The following is an 18,808-nucleotide window of genomic DNA, read 5'->3' on the forward strand; positions in this document are numbered from 1 at the left end:
TCCTTTATAACTGCATTCTACTAACTTCTTGATAAGCTTCTATAACTTTATTTCTGATTTGCACAGTCATTTGAAGTGCTATTTGGGCTTCTTCACTTGCTATCATTACTTTATGTATATCTTGAACTTCCCCAGTCACCATTTTAGTTGTAAGATCATCAGCTTTATTTTGCAGTTCCTCTAAATTATTTAATCTATCATTTAAAATTTTACCAAAGGAGAAATCTCCATTAGTTTTTTCATTATCTATTAATAATGAATTCATATTATTTGTTATATTACCTATTTTCATAAAATTATCCTCCTTAGTTGGTTAAGAGTCCACAGTTACTGCGCACTGAAAAAGTAGTTTATACTTCATTATCTTCCGATTTCTAATGCTTTTAACAACATACTTTTACTAGAATTGAAAGCTGTAACATTAGCTTCATAGGCTCTAGTAGCCACCATCATATCTATTATTTCATCTAATACATCTACGTTTGGCATAGTTACAAAACCATTTTCATCTGAATCAGGATGTGATGGATCATAAATCATTCTTATATCAGAATCATCTTCAACTATCTTTTCTATCTTTACTCCACTACCTAATTTTTCTTTTTGTCCTGATTCATTAATTACAGTTTCATACTTTTCTTTAAAAGTTAACGTTTTTCTTTTGTAAACCTCTCCATCTTCTGTTTTTGTAGTAGATGAATTCGCAATATTAGAAGATATTAACTCCATCTTCATTCTTTCAACTGATAAACCACTTGAACTTATTTCCATATTCCTGAAAATTGACATAGCTATCTACCTCCTGTAATTACATAACTTATATTTGATAATTTTTTATTTACTTGTTGCACAAGAGCATTATATAAAATTTGATTTGCAGCCATATCCATCATTTCTTTTTCAATGTCGACACTATTTCCATCTTCTTTTACCTTTATATTTTTATCTACTATTACTTTCCCTTTTATATCTTCTAGGGTGCTTGTACTTATATGATTGTTACGTTCACCTTTTAATGAAACGTTCCCTTGGCCAATGGTATCTTTAAGTGTCTCTTCAAATTTTACTCTACTTGCTTTAAAGTTTGGTGTATTTACATTTGAAATGTTATTAGTTAAAACACTTTGTCTTAAATTTACTGCATCTAATGCATTTTTCATTAAATCATAAGTGCTATTTTTGATAATTTTAGACATAATATCAACCTCTTTTAATATTATTATAAAGACATTAAATTTTACAAAAATAAGTAATTTTAACTACAAATTGATGTAGTTCTATAAAAAGCTATTATTTCTAGCTTGTTTTTAATATATTTAATTTTTTATCTTTATTTTTCGATATATTTAACATAATTTTAACTCATTATTTAATTCGCTTAAAATTAGAATTGAACTATAAATAATATGATAAATTATTATTGCTAAGTAGTCAATGCAAAAAAAGACAAAAAAAGCTTATTTAGGCTAAATTTAATTAATAAATCTAACTCTAAACAAGCTTTTATCAGTATTTTAGCGTATTATGTAATTTTTTTGTTAATGAAGTAAGAATTTGTTATTTTCTCTAGATATCCATTATTGATTTTGTTTTTCTTATTTATCTGTAATATTATTTCTTTTATTCTTTTTTTATGGCTTTTATGAAACTCCAACTCTTTTTTAGTAACTTCAAAAGCCTTTCTTAAGGTTTTGATTTTGATATTATTTATTTCTTCTGGGATAGATTTTTCTATTTCTAGAAGTTTTCTTAGTTGCATCAATAATTTCTCTTTTAAATCTATATTAGAGAAGATTTTTTCGAATTGTTTTTCATCATTTAAACTTTCCAATCTTCCTAATTCATTTTCTAAAATATCAAGATTTTGATTTAACTCAATACATAGTTCTTTTATCTTATCTAAATTTGAGCCCATGTTTCTCTCAACTCTTCCATCATGGATTGTACATAAAGTACTTTTTCTTTATCTTTTTTCATATTGGCTTGAACAAGCTCATCGTATAAGTGCTGGTATATATCATTTAAATTTTTTGCGATATCCCCTGCATCATGATTTAAAGTTGACATTAATTCTACCAAAATATCCTCTGTTTTCACGATATATTTGTGAGAATCCTCTATACTCTTATTATCTATCGATATAGCTGCAAATCTTAGAAATTTTATTGCTCCATCAAACAACATAAGTAGAAGTTGTTTTCTTGAAGCTGTATTCACTTGATTATTTTTATAGGTATCATATGCATTTGAGGTATTGTTATAATACATTTTCCGTCCCCCTATTGATTACTGCTTGAATTCATAGCTCCCATTTGAGATGTTAACCATGATGTTGTTGATTCTGCTTTAGCCATATATGAATCTAACTTTGCAAAGATTTTTATATAATAAGCTTCTTTTGCTTCCATTCTATCATTAAAAGCCTCAATTCTTTTATCAACTGTTTTTATCATACTATCCAAGCTTGTTTCCTTGGAAGCAATTATACCATCTGAACTATCTATATAATAATCTAAAAATCCATCGATTTTATTTGTAAATCCAGTATCTTCGTTGGAAGCATTTTTACTAAAGAAAAAGTTTTTAACAGCTTCTGAATCATTACTCATTGCTTCTTGAAATTTAGTTTTATCAAAAGAGAGTGTCCCTTCGTTATCAATTGTTTTAATTCCAATATTTGAAGCCGTTTTGTAATCAGATGTAATATCTGAAATTGTATCAGATACTGATGTTCTTAAATTTGAAATTAATCTTTGTAGTGCAGAATCTCCAGCTAAATCGCCACCTTGTTTACCAGCCTCACCACCTGGTTTTCCAGGCTCGCCAGCTTTGGACTTTAATTGCATAAAACTTAAAGTAGAATTATATTGTTCAACTAAAGATTCTATTTTGCTTTCTAGGTCACTATAGTCTTTTGAGATAGTTAATGTAGTTGTTCCTTCTTTTGTTAGATCAAAAGTAAGTCCACTTACAACATCAGATATTTCATTTGAAGATCTAGTTACTGATATACCATTTACCTTAAATATACTATCATTTCCTAAGGTTTCATCAGCAGTACTCATCCCGATAGAATTAATTATATTATCTGAATCACTATCAGTTAAAGTTATTGATTGCTCACCAGATTGATTGCTTTTTAAAACCAATTGATAATCAATAATTGAAGCTGATACATTATCTAACTTATTAATTTTATCAACTATATCACTTAATGAATCTGTTCCAGTGATAGTTATTGATTCTGCATTATTCTCTCCAACTTTAATATTCAAAATCCCACTTAGATTCAAATCATTCTTTACAGCATTAACTATAGCGTCTGATTGATCATCAGTAAAGTTAACTACTTTTCCCAGTTCTACACTCTCTAAAACTAATTCAGAATTGACTACATATGCAGTAACAAGATCCGTATTATCTACTGATTCATTTATCTTTTGAGCAATATCATTTACAGAATCTCCTGACTCAACTGAAATATCAAATGTAGCACCATCAACAATTTCTACACTTAAGGTTCCTGACTGATTTAAACTTGCTGTCGGAGGCTTTACTTTATCCCCTACTAAAGTAGTACTTTTTGCAAGAGTGGTTACTTCTATTTTATAATCACCTTCAATAGCATCATTACTTACAGAAGCATTTACAATTCCAGATTCACTTGAATTGAATTTCTTATCATTATACAAATCATCATTTTTCAAAGCATTTATTTTAGTACTCAATGTATTCATTCTTGTATTAATGTCTTTCCAAGCATTTTTTTCAGTTTCATAGTCTTGTACTTTTGTACTCATACCTATTAGAGGCATTTTTTCAGCAGCCATTAATTGATCAATCATACTTTGGTCTATTCCAGAATAGGACCCTAAAAAGTTTATACCAGACATATCTTACCTCCTACCCCTTCTCATCAACAAGCATTCCAACCATTTCTTCCATCTTAGCAACTAAGTCAAGAATTTTTTCTGGTGGAAGTTCCTTAATAACTTCTTTTGTCTCTGTGTCAACGACTTTTATCATTACAGCATTTGTTTTCTCATGTACTGAAAACTCAAAATGCTTATCTGTTCCAAACATTACCTTATTTAATTTTTCTATCTCTCTATCTAATAATTCTTTGCTAAAATCTTTTTTACCTGGATGATTGCTTTGTCCATTATTAGATTTACTTTTTTCTTCAGATATATTAATTTCTACATCATCTAATTTTGATTCTACAGGAGTCACAACATGGCTGTTTAAAATAGGTTCATTAGATTTTGTAGGTGATATTACTTTTACAATTTCCACTGTTAATTCACTCCTTCGAGTCGACTGAAAAATTACTCTACTTTTCTTTTGAAAAAATGAGGTTTTAATAATTTTCAAATGATTTCTTACCTTAATTATAATCAGTTAACAGTTCACAGTTCAAGATTATTCCAAAAAATCATTTATACTTTAGCAAAATAAAAGAATTCTTTAAACTGTCAACTGTTAACTGTAAATTGTTAACTAAATAAAAGGCTGGCTGCTGCCAGCCTTTTTATTTAAACTATCTTAATAATTGAAGTACGCCTTGACTTGATTGATTAGCTTGTGCAAGCATTGAAGTTGCAGCTTGGCTTAAGATGTTATTCTTTGTGAATTCCATCATTTCTTTAGCCATATCTACGTCTCTTATTCTTGATTCAGCAGCTGTCATATTTTCTGAAGATGATTGTAAATTATTCATAGTATGCTCTAATCTATTTTGATAAGCACCAAGTTGCGCTCTTTGTGTTGATACTTTTTTAATTGCATTATCAAAAGTAGTAATTGCTGCTGTAGCACCTGCTTGAGTTTCAACATTTGCAGTTGCAATATTCAAACCAGATGCGCCTGTATCAATACTATCAATTTTGATATTAATAGTATCGCTTTGATTAGCCCCCACCTGCATATCTCCACCTGCTGCGCCTGTTACAATATCTTTTGAATCAGCAGCACTAATATCAGCTATATCTTCTGAGAAAGAAACTTTTATTCCTAATGCATCAAAATCAAATGAATCTCCCTTTGAGACAGCCTTAGCAGTTGATACCTTTATAGTTTGTGATTCCTTTGTTGTATCATTTTCAATTGTCATTAAATCTGTGGCATTATCATATGCTACATTAAAAGTCGTACCAGCCGCTGCTCCATCTAGTGTAACATTCATTCCTGTTTGAGCATCTAAAGTAGAAGAGGTCATCTGTGCTCCAAAACTACCATCTAATAATTTGCTACCATTAAAATCTGTTTTCGTCGCAATATTACTAATTTCATCAGTTAATGCTGTTATTTCTTTTTGAATATTTTTTCTGTCATCATCACTAACGGTTCCATTAGAAGCTTGTACAGATAATTCTCTCATTCTTTGAAGCATTGAATGAGTCTCTGACAAAGCACCTTCTGCTGTTTGGATTAAAGAGATACCATCTTGTGCATTTCTACTTGCTTGATTTAAACCTTTGATTTGAGATCTCATTTTTTCTGATATTGCTAAACCAGCAGCATCATCAGCTGCTCTATTAATTCTTAAGCCTGAAGATAATTTTTCTAAAGATTTTTCTTTTAAAGCATTTGTGTTTGTAAGTCTTGAATAAGTATTCATTGCACCTAAATTGTTATTAATTCTCATTATATATTCCTCCTTGAATTTTGTTGGCATCCATGCCGTTTATTTAATTCACAATTCACAATGCACAATTCACAATTATGGACACCTTTCACTTTGTAAAAGCCTTTAATTAAAACTTTCTAAAGAAAAGTCCAATACTGACAACCGCACACCGTTAACTGTCAACTATACATTTTTATAAATTACTTTATATTAAATGGGTGTACACCATTAAATATCATTTAATGTTTCTTACATTATTTATTTCGGCTATTTTTAAAATAAGTTTATACCTTTATAAATTGTTTTTATTATTTTCTTAAAAAATTATTTAAAATATCTATATTTACAGTTAAAGCCTCTTTATTTTCTTCTTTAACTTCTTCCAATACTTCAGTCCTAAATATTTTCAAATCTTTTGGAGCTTTTATTCCAAGTTTTACTTTTCCATTTTCAATAGAAATCACTTCTACCTCAATATTATCACCTAATGTGATTTTCTCTCCTTTTTTTCTTGTAAGAACTAACATTAGCATTCCTCCTCATGCATAGTAGTATATATACTATGTTTTGTTTTATACTTTGAGGAATGTAAAACAATTTGGGTTCCTTTTTTTGTTTCCGCATTGATGACTACTGGAGCTAATAAATTAGCTGTTACATCATTTTTCTTAAAACTTATAATACTATATACTGCTAGTTGAGAAGTATCCTTTATATCCATTGATTTTAAATAGTTATCTTCTATATTTATATCATAAGCTTTAAAAGTATCCCAAGGATTAATTAAAACAAATGAAATATTCTTATCTTTAACACTTTGAAGTAAAAAGAAGTTTTCTTTCAGTGGAATAGGCACTATACAATATTCCTTTATATCTTCAAACCCTAAAATTCCATCTTCAAAGATTATTATCCTACTTTCATCTATATGAAGTTCTCCTAAAAATCTGCTTTTAACTAACATAAAAAACCCCCTGTGTTCAATTCACAACGCACAATTCAGAACACCTTTCGTAAGCGAAAGCTTTTAATTGAAAAAAAGATAAAATGATTTCATTTGCACTAGCAAAAGTACCTTATTCCGATCATAGAAAATGATAAAGGCTTAGTTAAAGATTTTCTGCAAGAAAATCAACATTAATTGTGCATTTTAAATTGTGCATCGTGCATTATCTAATGTAGTCTAGCAATGTCGGCTGAATAACCTTAGCTCCTGTTGAAAGTGTAGCTTGATATATACTTTGCATAGTCATGAATTCCATCATTTTTTCAGCTACATCTATATCCTGTGTTTTTGATAATATTTCTTTCATATTTAATGTTTCTGCATTACTTTTTTCTTTTATAGATTCAAATCTATTGGTTCTTGCTCCAACCTTTGCTCTTTGATTTAAAATACCCTCAATACTTTCGTCTATGTCACCTAACACTTCATTACTCAACTCATCTTCATCCCCATTAGACAAAGCCTCTTTTAATGATTTTAAAGTATCTGATAATTTGACACCATTATCAAACTCCTTACCTGTAGTATTTATTTTAACATTAAGAGAAGGGCTTACTTCTACCATCATTTCACCCTCATCCCCTTTGTATACTAATTCTGAATCCGAAAGTTCAAATGGAGGAGTTTTTATCTTATTCCCTGCAAATATGTATCTACCATCATACATAGTATTTCCATCTTGCGCTATTTGTTGTATCAATTGGTCTGCTTCCTCTAACATCTGTTGTTTGTCACTATCTGAGTAAGTACCATTAGCCGCTTGAACAGTTATTTCTCTGAGCCTTTGCAGTGAATTACCTATGTTCTCCATGGCAGTATCAGTCATATTATTCCATCCTATTGCATCGTCCATATTTTTGTTATATTGTTCTCTTCTATCAATATCTCTTGTCAAATTCATAATTTTAGCTACACCAATTGGGTCATCTGAAGGTTTTTCTATTTCTTTACCAGATGCAAGCTGATTTTGCAATTTTGAAAGCTGTGCTGAGTTTTTATTTAAATTATTAATGAAATTATTTGTTAACACCTTATTTGTAATTCTCATTAGTTACCTCCTATAACCCTGTTCTATTCATAAGAACATCTAACATCTCTGACATAGTTGACATGACTTTTGCATTAGCTGCATATACATTTTGGAATTGTACCAAATTTGCAATCTCCTCATCCAATGAAACACCTGAGATGGATTCTTTTTTTCCATCTAGTTGTTGGAGCAACGCTTCTTCATTCTCAACCATTCTATCAGCGCTTTGCTTTTCTATACCTATGTTAGAAATCATATTTGTATAATAGCTATCAAAACTTACACCTGTAACCTCTGTGTCAAATTCAAGACTATTTGTATCGTATGTACTTTCAATTGCCGCAGTATCGCTACTATCAATCGAGAAATTACTATTTCTAAGAACCGAAATAGCTAAAGCTCTTGCTCCATCTCCATCATCTTTATCTGCATTTATTTTTGAAGGATCATTAACAATTTCTGTATTCATCTTTATACTTTTAGCTGTGAATTTACCATCTATAGCACCTTCAAAGAAATTACTTCCTCCATCTTTGTGAATAATATTAATTCTTTGAGCAATAGAATTTGCTAGATTATCTAGGTTATTTGAGTATTCTTTTGTTTTTTCAAAAGATTCTTTATATCCTTTTATTTCTCCAGTAACCATTTTATCTTCAAATTTAGATATTGAACTCTCATCAATAAAATCTTTCTTACTTACGACTACTGCCCCTTCCTCTAAGAAACTATAGTTAGCTTCAAATTCAGCTTTTGATATAGTTATACTTTTCGAATTCTTAACACCATCTCCTGCTAAAGAAAGTCTTACTTCGTAGCCTCCAGCTACTTCTTCAATAGAATCCACAAATGATATTGCAGAATCACTTTCTACTTTAGGATTACCTGATACTAAATCAACTCCACTTGATGTAACAGTAGCTCTATTAAACTTATCAAGAGTTACATCTATATTTACTGACTTTGAAACTTCATCTAACAACAAATCTCTCTGATCTAGAAGCTCATTTGGCTCTATATTTCTGATTGTAGCCTTGTATATTTCATTATTTAAATTATCAATTCTTTCTAACGTTTTGTTCAAATTAAAAACTTCATTCTCTATAATATTTTTTGAATTGTCTTTTAAATCTTCTAATCTTGCAGCGACAGTATTCAACGTCAATGCAAAGTTTTCAGCAGTCTGGGTAACTACAGTTTTGACACTGACTTCTGAAGGATTTTTGCTAAGTTCTTGCCAAGAATTCCACATTTCAGACATGGCCTTATTTAAACCGTTATCTGAAGGTTCTAAAAAGGAAGTTTCTACTTGACTTAAAATTTCTGATTTACTTCGGAACTGTCCGAAAATTCCATTTTCTTTTCTTATTTGACTATCTAAAAAAGTATCTCTTTCTCTCATAACCCTTAATGCATCTGGGCCATTTTCAATTTTCCCAGCTATATCTATGTTATAGATTCTAGCACTCACTGTGGATACCTTTTGCCTTGAATATCCTTCTGTATTTGTATTAGCAATGTTTTTTCCCGCTATTTCTATTCTCTTTTGTGCATCGTACATTCCTCTTTTTGGTGTATAAAAACTTGCAAATAATTGTGACATAATATCTCCTCTTCTATACAGATTGATTAATTGAAATATTTAATTTTCCTAAACTTTTCTCTATTTTCCCATTGGCTCCATAAGTATTTGATTTATTATTTACTCCCAAGCTATTTAACACTTGTTTTGTGTAGCTTAATGAACTTTTGGTTAGTAAATCATTTGTTTCTTCTTGTTGTTGAATTTCAATAATCAACTTTTTTATATTCTGTCTTACAGTTAAACTTTTCTCTTTTATATCCCCTGTCAATTCATTAAATAAATCATCTTCATTTGCTTCTAATCTTTTATTCTCTAATCTACTTAACTCGTTCATGATTTCTTTCTTTTCTTCAACAATCTGCGTTAAATCTTGCCACTTACCTTTTACTAAAATATCTTTTTCCTTTAATAAAAGAGTTTTTAAGTTTTTTAGCACTTTTTCTTCTTTAGAATATAAATGAAAAATACTCATTATTATTCCCCCCGCTCTTCTAGTTTATCTATTTAGTTTATCAATAATTTTATCCGCTAATTCTTCAGAAGAAACCTTATATTTACCTTCTTTTACCTTACTTTTTATATCTTCAATTTTATCCATTCTAGCTTTATCTAATTTTTCAATTCTATCAATATAGGATTTTAACTTAGTACCTGCTGAAGATAGTTCAACTCTATCGCCGTTATTATTTTTTATTGCTTTAGTTTCTTTAGTGGAAGTCTTATCACTTTTATTTGTCTTATTATTTGTATAAAGTTTTTTATCATAGTAATTATTATTATAAATTTTCATAAAATCACTCCTAAAATTCATTACATCATTATTATCGACTTACCTATAAATTTATTTATACCAAATTATAAACAAAAAACTTTCGCTAAGCAAAACTCTTAGCGAAAGTCCTATAATTTACTAAATAATTCTCTTTTACTTACAATCTTAGTTATCCTTATACAAAACTTCTCATTGATAACAACCGCTTCTCCTTCTGCTATTTTCTTTCCATTAGCATAAATTTCTAGAGGTTCATCAACCGATTTATCCAATTCAATTACTGTACCTGGTACGATATTAGTTATGTCCTTAATTGATTTTTTTGCTTTTCCTAGTACCACACTTATTTTCAGAGGAACATCTAGTATTAAATCTAAGTTTCCAGTAATTTGAGAACTAGTTTCTTTATTACTTCCAAAATCAGAGAATTCAGCGAAATCTGCTAATGTCTGCTCACTTTCTTTAGGTATCTCTTCGCCAGTATTTTTATCCAATAGCATATTCATTTCTTCACTTGACAATAGATCATCCATTTTAGAATACCTCCTTTTCGCAAATATCTACAACTTTTACTGCCATATTACCATTTTGCTTGCCTGATATAACTTTATATTTAAGTTTTTCCTCTACATACATATCAATAGGAGTATTGATATGCTTATTTAACTGAATAACATCCCCTGTTTCCAGTTGAAGAAAATCTTTCACTGTCATTGATACATCTCCTAAATTTACTTGTAAATTCACTTTTACCGATTCAATAGTATCATTCATATCTTCAATGTATCTATTTTTATCATCTTCTGCTAGTTTAAGGTTCTTTTTATCAACCTCTAGTTTATCAGTAATACTTTCAAGAGCCTCATATGGTATGCACATATAAACTTCGCCTTTTATTTCATAACAATCTATCATAATTGTTACCAGTAAATAATACATACCTTCGTCAACTACTCTAGAATTTTCTCTATGTGATTGAACATAGTTCAATTTTGTTTCCATTGACAAAATCTTTTTCCAACAAGGTATCATTTGCTGAATCATATTATCCATCAAATCTTCAATAACACTTAATTCAAGGTCAGTAAAAACCACCTCAGTAAAAATCTTGTCTTGAGTATATCTAGCGATTTCTGTAATATCTGCACCACATATTAATTCTACAATCTGGCCCAAAAAAACATCTGGCACATAAATCAGAAATTCACCGTTTAATGGAATACTGTTAAAACTTGCCAATGTACTATTAGATGGTACCCAGCGTTCCAACTCATCAAGCCTAATTGGCTCTATAGTAACCAACTTACCTTTAACTGGTTCCCTAATTAAATCTGAAATATAGTTGCCTAAATAATTTGAATACATATTATAGATAATTTTAAGAGCTTCAATATTTTCTTTTTTTATACTATGAGGTTTAGTAAAATCATAAGGTCCATCGTCTTTTACATTACTTTCTTTTTTACTATTTCCTTCAAACTGTTGGAGTAGTTTTTCAATTTCCTCATTAGATAATACTTCTTCCATAATCTCTCCCCTTGCATTGTATCTTAATTATAAATATTATATCATAATTATATGTTTAAACCACATAATTATTTAGCTCCATTTATCCTTTGTGTTATCTCTGTATAATTTATTTAATATTGTAAGTCAACAGGGTTTCCAGCTTACGCTAGAAACCCTGTTGGCTACAGATAAATAATTAAATTTAAATATTCTATTTGTAGCTAAAAATAATTTACTTTTCTTTATAAGTGATATCTATCTCAAAAAGCTCACCGTCATTAAACATTAGAGGAATGCACACCGTTTCAGCTTTACTTGGTGTAACTTGCATATTTTCACCAGTGAAAACTGTAGGTGGTGTAATATCAATAACCATATTGTTCTTATAGAAATTAGCTGCAGTATTGCCTAAAATCATATTACAGAGTTCAGCAATAGCACTCTTTGTTATTTCATCTAATTCTGGAACAGGCATGCCTCCCATCATAATTGATGCAATATCACATGCTAATTTTTTTGATAAAGAAATAACTACATTACCATATATTTGTCCTGTTAATCCTATCAAAATAACAACGGAATCACTGTGGTAAGGAATATCTTTTATAAATACTTCTCCAAGTTTAGGTTCAATTCCCGTAACTTGCTGTATTACGCTTTTACTACCATCAATAAATGGATCAATATATTCCTGTTTCATAAGTAATCCCTCCTTCCTTTAACCTTTGTATGATATACAAATATTTATTGTATCTAGTCTATATGTTTATTCTAAATAATAATGGGTTGAGTATCTATTTTTACTTCCCCAGTATCTACAGCCATTTCAATCGTTCGACTGCAATATCCACCTGTATCTTGTTTGTATATAGGTAAGGATCTACTCGATAGTATATTTTTTATACTTTCAACATTGCGCAAACCAATTTTAAATACATCATCTTTTCTAATTGATGATGCTCCTCCAAAAATCCCTATTTGTAAATTTTTGATATTACAACCATAATTATAGCAAAATTTATCTAGCATCAATGGGATTGCAGAATTGGCAAAATGAGCAGGACGTTCTTTTAAATCCCTATCGTTCGTGTAAAATGGTAAAGCAATATGTGCCATACCTGAAACCTTTCTTTTATGACAATATATTGTCATAGCAACGCATGATCCTAATGAATATGTTTTTATTACATCTTTTTTATCATTAGAAATATGATATTCACCAATACCAATTATTATCATATAAATTACCTCTTATCTATCAGCTTAAAAAAATTCTACACAAAGTATTCTCACTAAGAGAGTACTTTATTTACAGATGATAAAACATTCTCTTCTTTAAATGGTTTTACTATAAAGCCTCTAGCGCCAGAAATAATTGCTTCCTTAACCATTGACTCTTGTCCCATTGCAGTTATCATAATTATTTTTGCATTAGGATCCTGAGACTTAATAGCTTTTAATGATTGAACTCCATCCATTTCCGGCATTGTTATATCCATAGTAACAACATCTGGTTTTAGCTCCAAATACTTTTTGAAGGCTTCCTTACCATTTTCTGCTTCACCTACAACTTCAAAACCATTCTTCACTAACATATTTTTAATTACCATTCTCATAAATGCAGCATCATCAACTATCAATACCCTTTTCAAAATTTAACACCTCCAATTTAAGTTTAAATTCCTCACTTATTTGTAAATGACATTATCCAATATATTTTCTTAAATAATCCTATATTAATTATTTATTTTCATGAAACATATTGAATTAAATCAACTTATACCGATACATAATATAGATTATAATATAATTTTTAATATAATACAATTTTAAATTATATGTTTTTATAAATTCCCAGTAAAGACTTGGCAGATAATCTATAATATAATATAATTTAATTTAATAGACTATTAAAAAATCATATTAATTATATAAGAACTAGCAAAAGGGGGCTAATAAATTGTCAGAAACATATACTAATGAGCCGATGCTTGAAATGTACATTTTTGAAACATCACAATTATTAGAACAATTAGAGCAAGCAATCATATCGAGTGAAAAATCAGGTGGTTATTCAATGGATTCAATAAATGAAATTTTTCGATTTATGCATACTATCAAAGGCTCATCAACCATGATGCTTTTTAATGAAATAGGATCCCTTGCACATTCTATTGAAGATTTATTTTATTACTTAAGAGAAAACAAACCTGATACTGTAGATTATTCAACTCTTTCAGATTTAGTACTTGAAGGTGTTGATTTTATTAAAATTGAATTAGAAAAAATCAAAAATGGAGATGCTGTTGATGGAGATTCAGGCCATATAATTTTAGAAATAAAGGCATTCCTTAATAACCTTAAATCATCAGATTCCATTGAACTAGAATCTGAAAGTTTAAAACCTAAAGAAATAGAACAAATCTTAGAAGTAACTGAAAAAAGCATACCCCATGAAGGTGAAAATATATTTAAAGCAACTATTTTCTTTGAAGATGGTTGTGAAATGGAAAATATAAGGGCATACTCAATCATTAATGATCTAGGCGAATTAGCACATCATATTTCTCATACCCCAAATAATATTTTAGAAGATGACAAAAGTGTACAGCTAATACGAGATAAAGGCTTTGAAATAGTATTAAAAACTGAACATTCCTACGAAGAAATGAATAAATTTTTTGAGCAAACTATGTTTTTAAAAGATTTAGAATTCGAACAAATTCAAAGTGAAAAAACAGAAGCTCCAGAAGCAAATAAGCCACCTATTAAAAAGCAAATTGCTAATAAAAAACAAGCTTCCAAGGAAATATCTAGTTCAAGTAACCAAAGCATGATTACTGTTAATGTAGAAAAATTAGATGTCTTAATGGATTTAGTTGCTGAGATGGTTATTGCAGAAGCAATGGTAACACAAAATCCTGAAGTTGTGAACTTAGATTTAAAGAATTTCAAAAAATCTGCCCGACAATTACACAAGATAACAAATGAATTACAAGATGTAGTCATGTCAATACGAATGGTTCCTCTTTCAACTACTTTTCTTAAAATGCACCGTATTGTAAGGGACATGTGCAAAAAATTAGATAAAGAGGTTAATCTAAATGTCATTGGAGAAGAAACAGAAGTTGATAAGAATATTATTGAACATATTTCTGATCCTCTAATGCACTTGATTCGAAATGCAATTGATCATGGAATAGAAGATGCTGAAGAAAGAATAAGGTTAGGAAAAGAAAAAACAGGTACAGTTACATTAGAGGCAAAAAATTCTGGTAGCGATGTATTAGTAATTATTAGAGATGATGGCAAAGGCTTAAATAAAGAAAAAATACTAAAAAAAGCAAAAGAAAATAATATATTAAAGAAAAAAGAAACTGAGATGACTGATAAAGAAATTTATAATTTAATATTGTTACCTGGTTTCTCCACAAAAGAAAAGATTACTGAATTCTCTGGAAGAGGAGTTGGTATGGATGTAGTTGCCAAAAATCTAGAAAGCGTCGGAGGTTCAGTTTCTGTAGATAGTGTTGAGGGACGAGGTTCAATCATTACAATGAAAATACCACTTACCCTAGCAATAATTGATGGAATGAATATTAAAGTAGGGAGTTCTAAATACACTATTCCAATAACTGCGATAAAAGAATCCTTTAGACCAAAAGAGGATGATATCGTCATAGACCCTGAAAAAAATGAGATGGTTATGGTTAGAGGTCAATGTTTCCCAATTCTTCGCCTTCATAACTATTACAATGTTGAAACCGATATAACAGATTTCGAAAAAGGTATTTTTATTATGGTAGAACAAGATGAAAGAGCATGTTGTCTATTTGCAGATGAACTTATAGGCAAACAACAGGTGGTTGTTAAATCTTTACCTAATTATATTAAAAAGAACAAAAAAATAAATGGATTAAGTGGATGTACATTACTTGGCGATGGAAGCATTAGTTTAATTCTTGATATTGGAAGATTAATTTTATAAATATTTTATATTTATAAAAAACAATAAAGGAGCTGAAAATATGAATGAAAAAATAGTACCAGAAGAAAAAGAAGATACTCAAAAAGGTAAATTTCTTACTTTTTCACTTGATAAAGAATCATATGGTATTGAGATTTTATATGTAACTGAAATAGTCGGTATTCAATCTATCACAGAGGTTCCTGAACTTCCAGATTATATAAAAGGAATTATTAATCTCCGTGGAAAAATAATTCCCGTTATGGACGTCAGGTTGAAATTCAAAAAATCATCTAAAGAATATAATGATAGGACGTGCATTATTGTCATCGATTTAGATGAGCTTTCAATTGGTCTTATAGTAGATAGCGTATCAGAAGTTCTTGCTATCCCAGATGATGATATAATACCTCCGCCGAACCTTAATAAACAAGGGAAAAAATACATTAAAAGTATAGGCAAAACTGGTAACAATGTAACATTGATTCTAGATTGCGAAAGACTCTTAGAAGAAGAGGAAGTAAGCGATTTAGCAGATATGGAATGCTAGGAGGTACTACACATGAAACTTTTTAATAATTTCAAAAAGATTAAAAAATCAAAAGAAATTAAAAAACAAAAGAAAAGTTTTAAGCTTAAAGGAATTAATAATTTTAAAATTTCAACAAAACTTATTACTAGTTTTATTTTAGTTGCTATGATAGCAGGAATTGTTGGAATAATTGGTATTATTAATATAAAAACTATAGATAATAATGATAAAGAGCTCTATGATAACATGACAGTTCCAGTAGCTCAGTCAGCTAAAATTGTTTCTCTTTTCCAAAGAACTAGAGTAGCGGCTAATGAGTTAATTCTTGAAGATCAAGGATTTGAAGTTAGTTCTAAATTTGCAAATATCCGAAAAGCAATGGAAGCCATTGATGAAGAATCCGATAACCTTGAAAATTCAATCTCTAATGATGAATCTGATGAAGAAAGAATATTATTCAATGAGTTCTTGTCTGCTAAAATTGAGTTTTCAGATGGTTTGAATGAGTTATTAGTTTTATGTCAACAAAATAAAGATGATGAAGCCTTAACCCTAATAAAAGGAAATTTAGGCAGAAAAGCCTTCAAGGTAGAAACAGCTATAGAAAAACTTGCTGCTAAGAAACTTGAAGAGGCTGGTGAAAAAGCTGCTCTTAATTCAAAAATCACAAAAGATGCTATATTTAAAATGACTATATATATTATCATTGGAATAATACTAGCAATTGGTCTTGGACTATATATATCAAGAATTATTAGCAAACCAATAAAAAAATTAGTAGAAGCATCTGATAAACTTGCAAATGGTGATGTAGATGTCAATGTTAAATCAACTTCACAAGATGAAATCGGAATCCTTACTACTTCTTTTGAAAAAATGATACAGAACATAAAAGCTCAAGCTACTGTTGCTGAAAAAATATCTACCGGAAACCTTTCAGTATATATAAAATCAAAATCCGAAAAAGATGTACTAGCTAATAGTATGCAGTTAGTAGTTGACACTTTAAAGAATGTTGTTGAAGAAACAAATACTCTTACTAAAGCAGCCAAAGAAGGAAATTTTGATGCTAGGGGTAATATAAATAAGTTTGATGGTGGATATAAAAATATTGTTGAAGGAATAAACGGAACCCTCCATACTGTTATTGATAAAATTTACTGGTATGAAAGCATTCTAAATTCTATACCAACCCCAATATCAGTAACAGATTTAGATATGAATTGGACATTTATCAATAAATCTTTCGAAAAAATTCTCCACTCAAAAAAAGAAGATATAATTGGTAAGAAGTGTTCTATGTTAAACGGAACTATATGTAATACAGAAAACTGTGGAATTACTCGATTAAGGAATAATATAAATCAAACTATGTTTGATCAAAACGGAAAACATTTAGATGTAGACGCTTCTTATCTATACAATAAAGACGGGGAAAAAATAGGTCATATAGAACTCACAAGAGATATAACTGAGGAACATAGAAAGAAAGTTTACCAAAATACAGAAGTTGAAAGACTTGCCAAAAATCTTGATTTACTTTCAGAAGGAAATTTAAGTCTAAATTTTGAAGTTGCTGAAGCAGATGAGTATACTAAACATGATAGAGAGAATTTTGTAAAAATAAACAATTACCTTAAAACAGCAATAGAAAATATGTCTACTAACATAGGAGAAGTATCACATATATTATTAGAATTATCCAACGGAAATCTAGATGTGGAGACAACTGTAGAATATAAAGGAGATTTTGCCGAGATAAAAACTTCTTTAGATAATATAATTGATTCTTTGAACCAAGTTTTATCAGATATAAATAATGCCGCAGATCAAGTAGCTACAGGCTCAAGTCAAGTATCAGACTCAAGTATAGCACTATCTCAAGGAGCTACTGAGCAAGCAAGTTCTATCGAACAGTTAACAGCTTCCATAGAAGAAATCGCTTCTCAAACAAAACAAAATGCTCAAAATGCCAATGATGCAAAAGAAATCACAGAAACCGCTAAAGATAATGTATCTCAAGGCAATAAACAAATGTATAATATGTTAGAGTCAATGAGCGTAATTAACGAATCCTCTAATAATATATCAAAAATAATAAAAGTAATTGATGAAATAGCATTTCAAACCAACATCCTAGCACTTAATGCAGCTGTGGAAGCAGCAAGAGCAGGAGAACATGGTAAAGGTTTTGCTGTAGTGGCTGAAGAAGTAAGAAATCTTGCAGTTCGTTCAGCTAATGCAGCAAAAGAAATAACAGTTATGATAGAAGATTCTATTAAAAAAATCGGAGATGGCGCTCAAATTGCAATGTCAACAGCAGAATCTCTTCATGGTATAGTTGAGGACATTGATAAAGCAGCTACGTTGGTTGGAAATATTGCTGTTGCTTCTAACGAACAAGCTATTGGTGTTAACCAAGTGAATCAGGGCATTAATCAAATAGCAAATGTTGTACAAACAACTTCAGCTACTTCTGAACAGACAGCTTCTGCTAGTGAAGAACTTTCGAGTCAAGCACAAATGCTCAAAAATCAAGTGGATAAATTCAAACTTAAAGAGCAAAATGAAATACTGACTTATAAAGGTATTGAAAATCTCAATCCAGAAGTACTGAAAATTCTTGAAAGTATGAGCAAAAAAAGTATGCTAAATGAAAATGTGTGTAAAGAAGATACACCTAATACTCCTGATAAAATTGTATTAAGTGATCCAGAATTCGGAAAGTACTAATAGGTAATTCACGGCATTAAAAATCTTAATAATACGGAGCCCACT

22 protein-coding genes are annotated in these 18,808 nt (G+C 29.6%); 3 read left to right on the forward strand and 19 right to left on the reverse strand.

Annotated features, from left to right (window positions below; genetic code table 11):
* Positions 1-4: 4 nt before the first annotated feature.
* From fliE to ACQ3F0_RS06125, 19 genes are all read right to left on the reverse strand, one after another.
* Positions 5-292 (reverse strand): flagellar hook-basal body complex protein FliE, encoded by a 288-nt coding sequence (fliE, locus tag ACQ3F0_RS06035; RefSeq protein WP_428864248.1) that lies wholly within the window; start codon positions 290-292, stop codon positions 5-7.
* A 68-nt stretch (positions 293-360) separates the two neighbouring features.
* Positions 361-789 (reverse strand): flagellar basal body rod protein FlgC, encoded by a 429-nt coding sequence (gene flgC, locus ACQ3F0_RS06040; RefSeq protein ID WP_428864249.1) that lies wholly within the window; start codon positions 787-789, stop codon positions 361-363.
* Between the two features lie 2 nt (positions 790-791).
* Entirely contained in the window at positions 792-1,196 is a 405-nt protein-coding gene (gene flgB / locus ACQ3F0_RS06045; RefSeq protein ID WP_428864250.1) for a flagellar basal body rod protein FlgB, read from the reverse strand.
* Between the two features lie 326 nt (positions 1,197-1,522).
* The gene (locus tag ACQ3F0_RS06050; protein WP_428864251.1) at positions 1,523-1,915 is read right to left on the reverse strand and encodes a hypothetical protein; all 393 of its coding nucleotides are present in this window, start codon (positions 1,913-1,915) and stop codon (positions 1,523-1,525) included.
* A complete protein-coding gene (gene fliS / locus ACQ3F0_RS06055; protein ID WP_428864252.1) occupies positions 1,900-2,268 on the reverse strand; it encodes a flagellar export chaperone FliS in 369 nt (122 codons plus the stop codon). Before fliS ends, ACQ3F0_RS06050 begins: the two co-directional genes overlap by 16 nt.
* 11 nt (positions 2,269-2,279) lie before the next feature.
* Positions 2,280-3,893 (reverse strand): flagellar filament capping protein FliD, encoded by a 1,614-nt coding sequence (gene fliD, locus ACQ3F0_RS06060; RefSeq protein ID WP_428864253.1) that lies wholly within the window; start codon positions 3,891-3,893, stop codon positions 2,280-2,282.
* Between the two features lie 10 nt (positions 3,894-3,903).
* Entirely contained in the window at positions 3,904-4,296 is a 393-nt protein-coding gene (locus tag ACQ3F0_RS06065) for a flagellar protein FlaG (RefSeq protein WP_428864254.1), read from the reverse strand.
* Positions 4,297-4,540: 244 nt separating this feature from the next.
* Complete coding sequence (gene flgL, locus ACQ3F0_RS06070; RefSeq protein WP_428864255.1) at positions 4,541-5,647, reverse strand: flagellar hook-associated protein FlgL; 1,107 nt, start codon at positions 5,645-5,647, stop codon at positions 4,541-4,543.
* Positions 5,648-5,937: 290 nt separating this feature from the next.
* A complete protein-coding gene (gene csrA, locus ACQ3F0_RS06075) occupies positions 5,938-6,156 on the reverse strand; it encodes a carbon storage regulator CsrA (RefSeq protein WP_428864256.1) in 219 nt (72 codons plus the stop codon).
* Positions 6,156-6,593 carry a flagellar assembly protein FliW gene (gene fliW / locus ACQ3F0_RS06080; protein ID WP_428864257.1) on the reverse strand — a complete coding sequence of 146 codons (438 nt, stop codon included), beginning with the start codon at positions 6,591-6,593 and terminating at the stop codon, positions 6,156-6,158. Before fliW ends, csrA begins: the two co-directional genes overlap by 1 nt.
* Positions 6,594-6,798: 205 nt before the next feature.
* A complete protein-coding gene (gene flgL / locus ACQ3F0_RS06085) occupies positions 6,799-7,683 on the reverse strand; it encodes a flagellar hook-associated protein FlgL (RefSeq protein WP_428864258.1) in 885 nt (294 codons plus the stop codon).
* Positions 7,684-7,693: 10 nt separating this feature from the next.
* Positions 7,694-9,268, reverse strand: a complete 1,575-nt coding sequence (gene flgK / locus ACQ3F0_RS06090) for a flagellar hook-associated protein FlgK (protein ID WP_428864259.1) — start codon at positions 9,266-9,268, stop codon at positions 7,694-7,696.
* A 13-nt stretch (positions 9,269-9,281) separates the two neighbouring features.
* Entirely contained in the window at positions 9,282-9,722 is a 441-nt protein-coding gene (locus tag ACQ3F0_RS06095) for a flagellar protein FlgN (RefSeq protein ID WP_428864260.1), read from the reverse strand.
* A 24-nt stretch (positions 9,723-9,746) separates the two neighbouring features.
* On the reverse strand, positions 9,747-10,040 hold the full coding sequence (flgM, locus tag ACQ3F0_RS06100) for a flagellar biosynthesis anti-sigma factor FlgM (RefSeq protein WP_428864261.1): 294 nt from the start codon (positions 10,038-10,040) through the stop codon (positions 9,747-9,749).
* Positions 10,041-10,150: 110 nt separating this feature from the next.
* The gene (gene fliN, locus ACQ3F0_RS06105; protein ID WP_428864262.1) at positions 10,151-10,555 is read right to left on the reverse strand and encodes a flagellar motor switch protein FliN; all 405 of its coding nucleotides are present in this window, start codon (positions 10,553-10,555) and stop codon (positions 10,151-10,153) included.
* A 1-nt stretch (position 10,556) separates the two neighbouring features.
* Positions 10,557-11,549 (reverse strand): flagellar motor switch protein FliM, encoded by a 993-nt coding sequence (locus tag ACQ3F0_RS06110; RefSeq protein ID WP_428864263.1) that lies wholly within the window; start codon positions 11,547-11,549, stop codon positions 10,557-10,559.
* Positions 11,550-11,763: 214 nt separating this feature from the next.
* The gene (locus ACQ3F0_RS06115; protein ID WP_428864264.1) at positions 11,764-12,231 is read right to left on the reverse strand and encodes a chemotaxis protein CheX; all 468 of its coding nucleotides are present in this window, start codon (positions 12,229-12,231) and stop codon (positions 11,764-11,766) included.
* Positions 12,232-12,302: 71 nt separating this feature from the next.
* On the reverse strand, positions 12,303-12,770 hold the full coding sequence (locus ACQ3F0_RS06120) for a chemotaxis protein CheD (RefSeq protein WP_428864265.1): 468 nt from the start codon (positions 12,768-12,770) through the stop codon (positions 12,303-12,305).
* A 53-nt stretch (positions 12,771-12,823) separates the two neighbouring features.
* A complete protein-coding gene (locus tag ACQ3F0_RS06125; RefSeq protein WP_428864375.1) occupies positions 12,824-13,186 on the reverse strand; it encodes a response regulator in 363 nt (120 codons plus the stop codon).
* A 305-nt stretch (positions 13,187-13,491) separates the two neighbouring features.
* Here ACQ3F0_RS06125 and ACQ3F0_RS06130 point away from each other — a divergent pair, with 305 nt between their 5' ends.
* From ACQ3F0_RS06130 to ACQ3F0_RS06140, 3 genes are read left to right on the forward strand one after another with little or no spacing between them, the layout of a single operon-like run.
* Positions 13,492-15,519 (forward strand): chemotaxis protein CheW, encoded by a 2,028-nt coding sequence (locus ACQ3F0_RS06130; protein ID WP_428864266.1) that lies wholly within the window; start codon positions 13,492-13,494, stop codon positions 15,517-15,519.
* Between the two features lie 40 nt (positions 15,520-15,559).
* The gene (locus ACQ3F0_RS06135; RefSeq protein WP_428864267.1) at positions 15,560-16,048 is read left to right on the forward strand and encodes a chemotaxis protein CheW; all 489 of its coding nucleotides are present in this window, start codon (positions 15,560-15,562) and stop codon (positions 16,046-16,048) included.
* Positions 16,049-16,060: 12 nt separating this feature from the next.
* Positions 16,061-18,763: a methyl-accepting chemotaxis protein gene (locus ACQ3F0_RS06140; RefSeq protein ID WP_428864268.1), complete on the forward strand. Its 2,703-nt coding sequence runs from the start codon at positions 16,061-16,063 to the stop codon at positions 18,761-18,763.
* Positions 18,764-18,808 lie beyond the last annotated feature (45 nt).

It is taken from the genome of Clostridium sediminicola (assembly GCF_050402865.1).
Lineage (GTDB): Bacteria > Bacillota > Clostridia > Clostridiales > Clostridiaceae > Clostridium_AF > Clostridium_AF sediminicola.

Bases quoted from the DNA above. Each gene is read 5' to 3' on its own strand.
- fliE (WP_428864248.1), bottom strand. From the start codon at position 292: ATGAAAATAGGTAATATAACAAATAATATGAATTCATTATTAATAGAT.
- flgC (WP_428864249.1), bottom strand. From the start codon at position 789: ATGTCAATTTTCAGGAATATGGAAATAAGTTCAAGTGGTTTATCAGTT.
- flgB (WP_428864250.1), bottom strand. From the start codon at position 1,196: ATGTCTAAAATTATCAAAAATAGCACTTATGATTTAATGAAAAATGCA.
- ACQ3F0_RS06050 (WP_428864251.1), bottom strand. From the start codon at position 1,915: ATGGGCTCAAATTTAGATAAGATAAAAGAACTATGTATTGAGTTAAAT.
- fliS (WP_428864252.1), bottom strand. From the start codon at position 2,268: ATGTATTATAACAATACCTCAAATGCATATGATACCTATAAAAATAAT.
- fliD (WP_428864253.1), bottom strand. From the start codon at position 3,893: ATGTCTGGTATAAACTTTTTAGGGTCCTATTCTGGAATAGACCAAAGT.
- flgL (WP_428864255.1), bottom strand. From the start codon at position 5,647: ATGAGAATTAATAACAATTTAGGTGCAATGAATACTTATTCAAGACTT.
- csrA (WP_428864256.1), bottom strand. From the start codon at position 6,156: ATGTTAGTTCTTACAAGAAAAAAAGGAGAGAAAATCACATTAGGTGAT.
- fliW (WP_428864257.1), bottom strand. From the start codon at position 6,593: ATGTTAGTTAAAAGCAGATTTTTAGGAGAACTTCATATAGATGAAAGT.
- flgL (WP_428864258.1), bottom strand. From the start codon at position 7,683: ATGAGAATTACAAATAAGGTGTTAACAAATAATTTCATTAATAATTTA.
- flgK (WP_428864259.1), bottom strand. From the start codon at position 9,268: ATGTCACAATTATTTGCAAGTTTTTATACACCAAAAAGAGGAATGTAC.
- ACQ3F0_RS06095 (WP_428864260.1), bottom strand. From the start codon at position 9,722: ATGAGTATTTTTCATTTATATTCTAAAGAAGAAAAAGTGCTAAAAAAC.
- flgM (WP_428864261.1), bottom strand. From the start codon at position 10,040: ATGAAAATTTATAATAATAATTACTATGATAAAAAACTTTATACAAAT.
- fliN (WP_428864262.1), bottom strand. From the start codon at position 10,555: ATGGATGATCTATTGTCAAGTGAAGAAATGAATATGCTATTGGATAAA.
- ACQ3F0_RS06110 (WP_428864263.1), bottom strand. From the start codon at position 11,549: ATGGAAGAAGTATTATCTAATGAGGAAATTGAAAAACTACTCCAACAG.
- ACQ3F0_RS06115 (WP_428864264.1), bottom strand. From the start codon at position 12,231: ATGAAACAGGAATATATTGATCCATTTATTGATGGTAGTAAAAGCGTA.
- ACQ3F0_RS06120 (WP_428864265.1), bottom strand. From the start codon at position 12,770: ATGATAATAATTGGTATTGGTGAATATCATATTTCTAATGATAAAAAA.
- ACQ3F0_RS06135 (WP_428864267.1), top strand. From the start codon at position 15,560: ATGAATGAAAAAATAGTACCAGAAGAAAAAGAAGATACTCAAAAAGGT.
- ACQ3F0_RS06140 (WP_428864268.1), top strand. From the start codon at position 16,061: ATGAAACTTTTTAATAATTTCAAAAAGATTAAAAAATCAAAAGAAATT.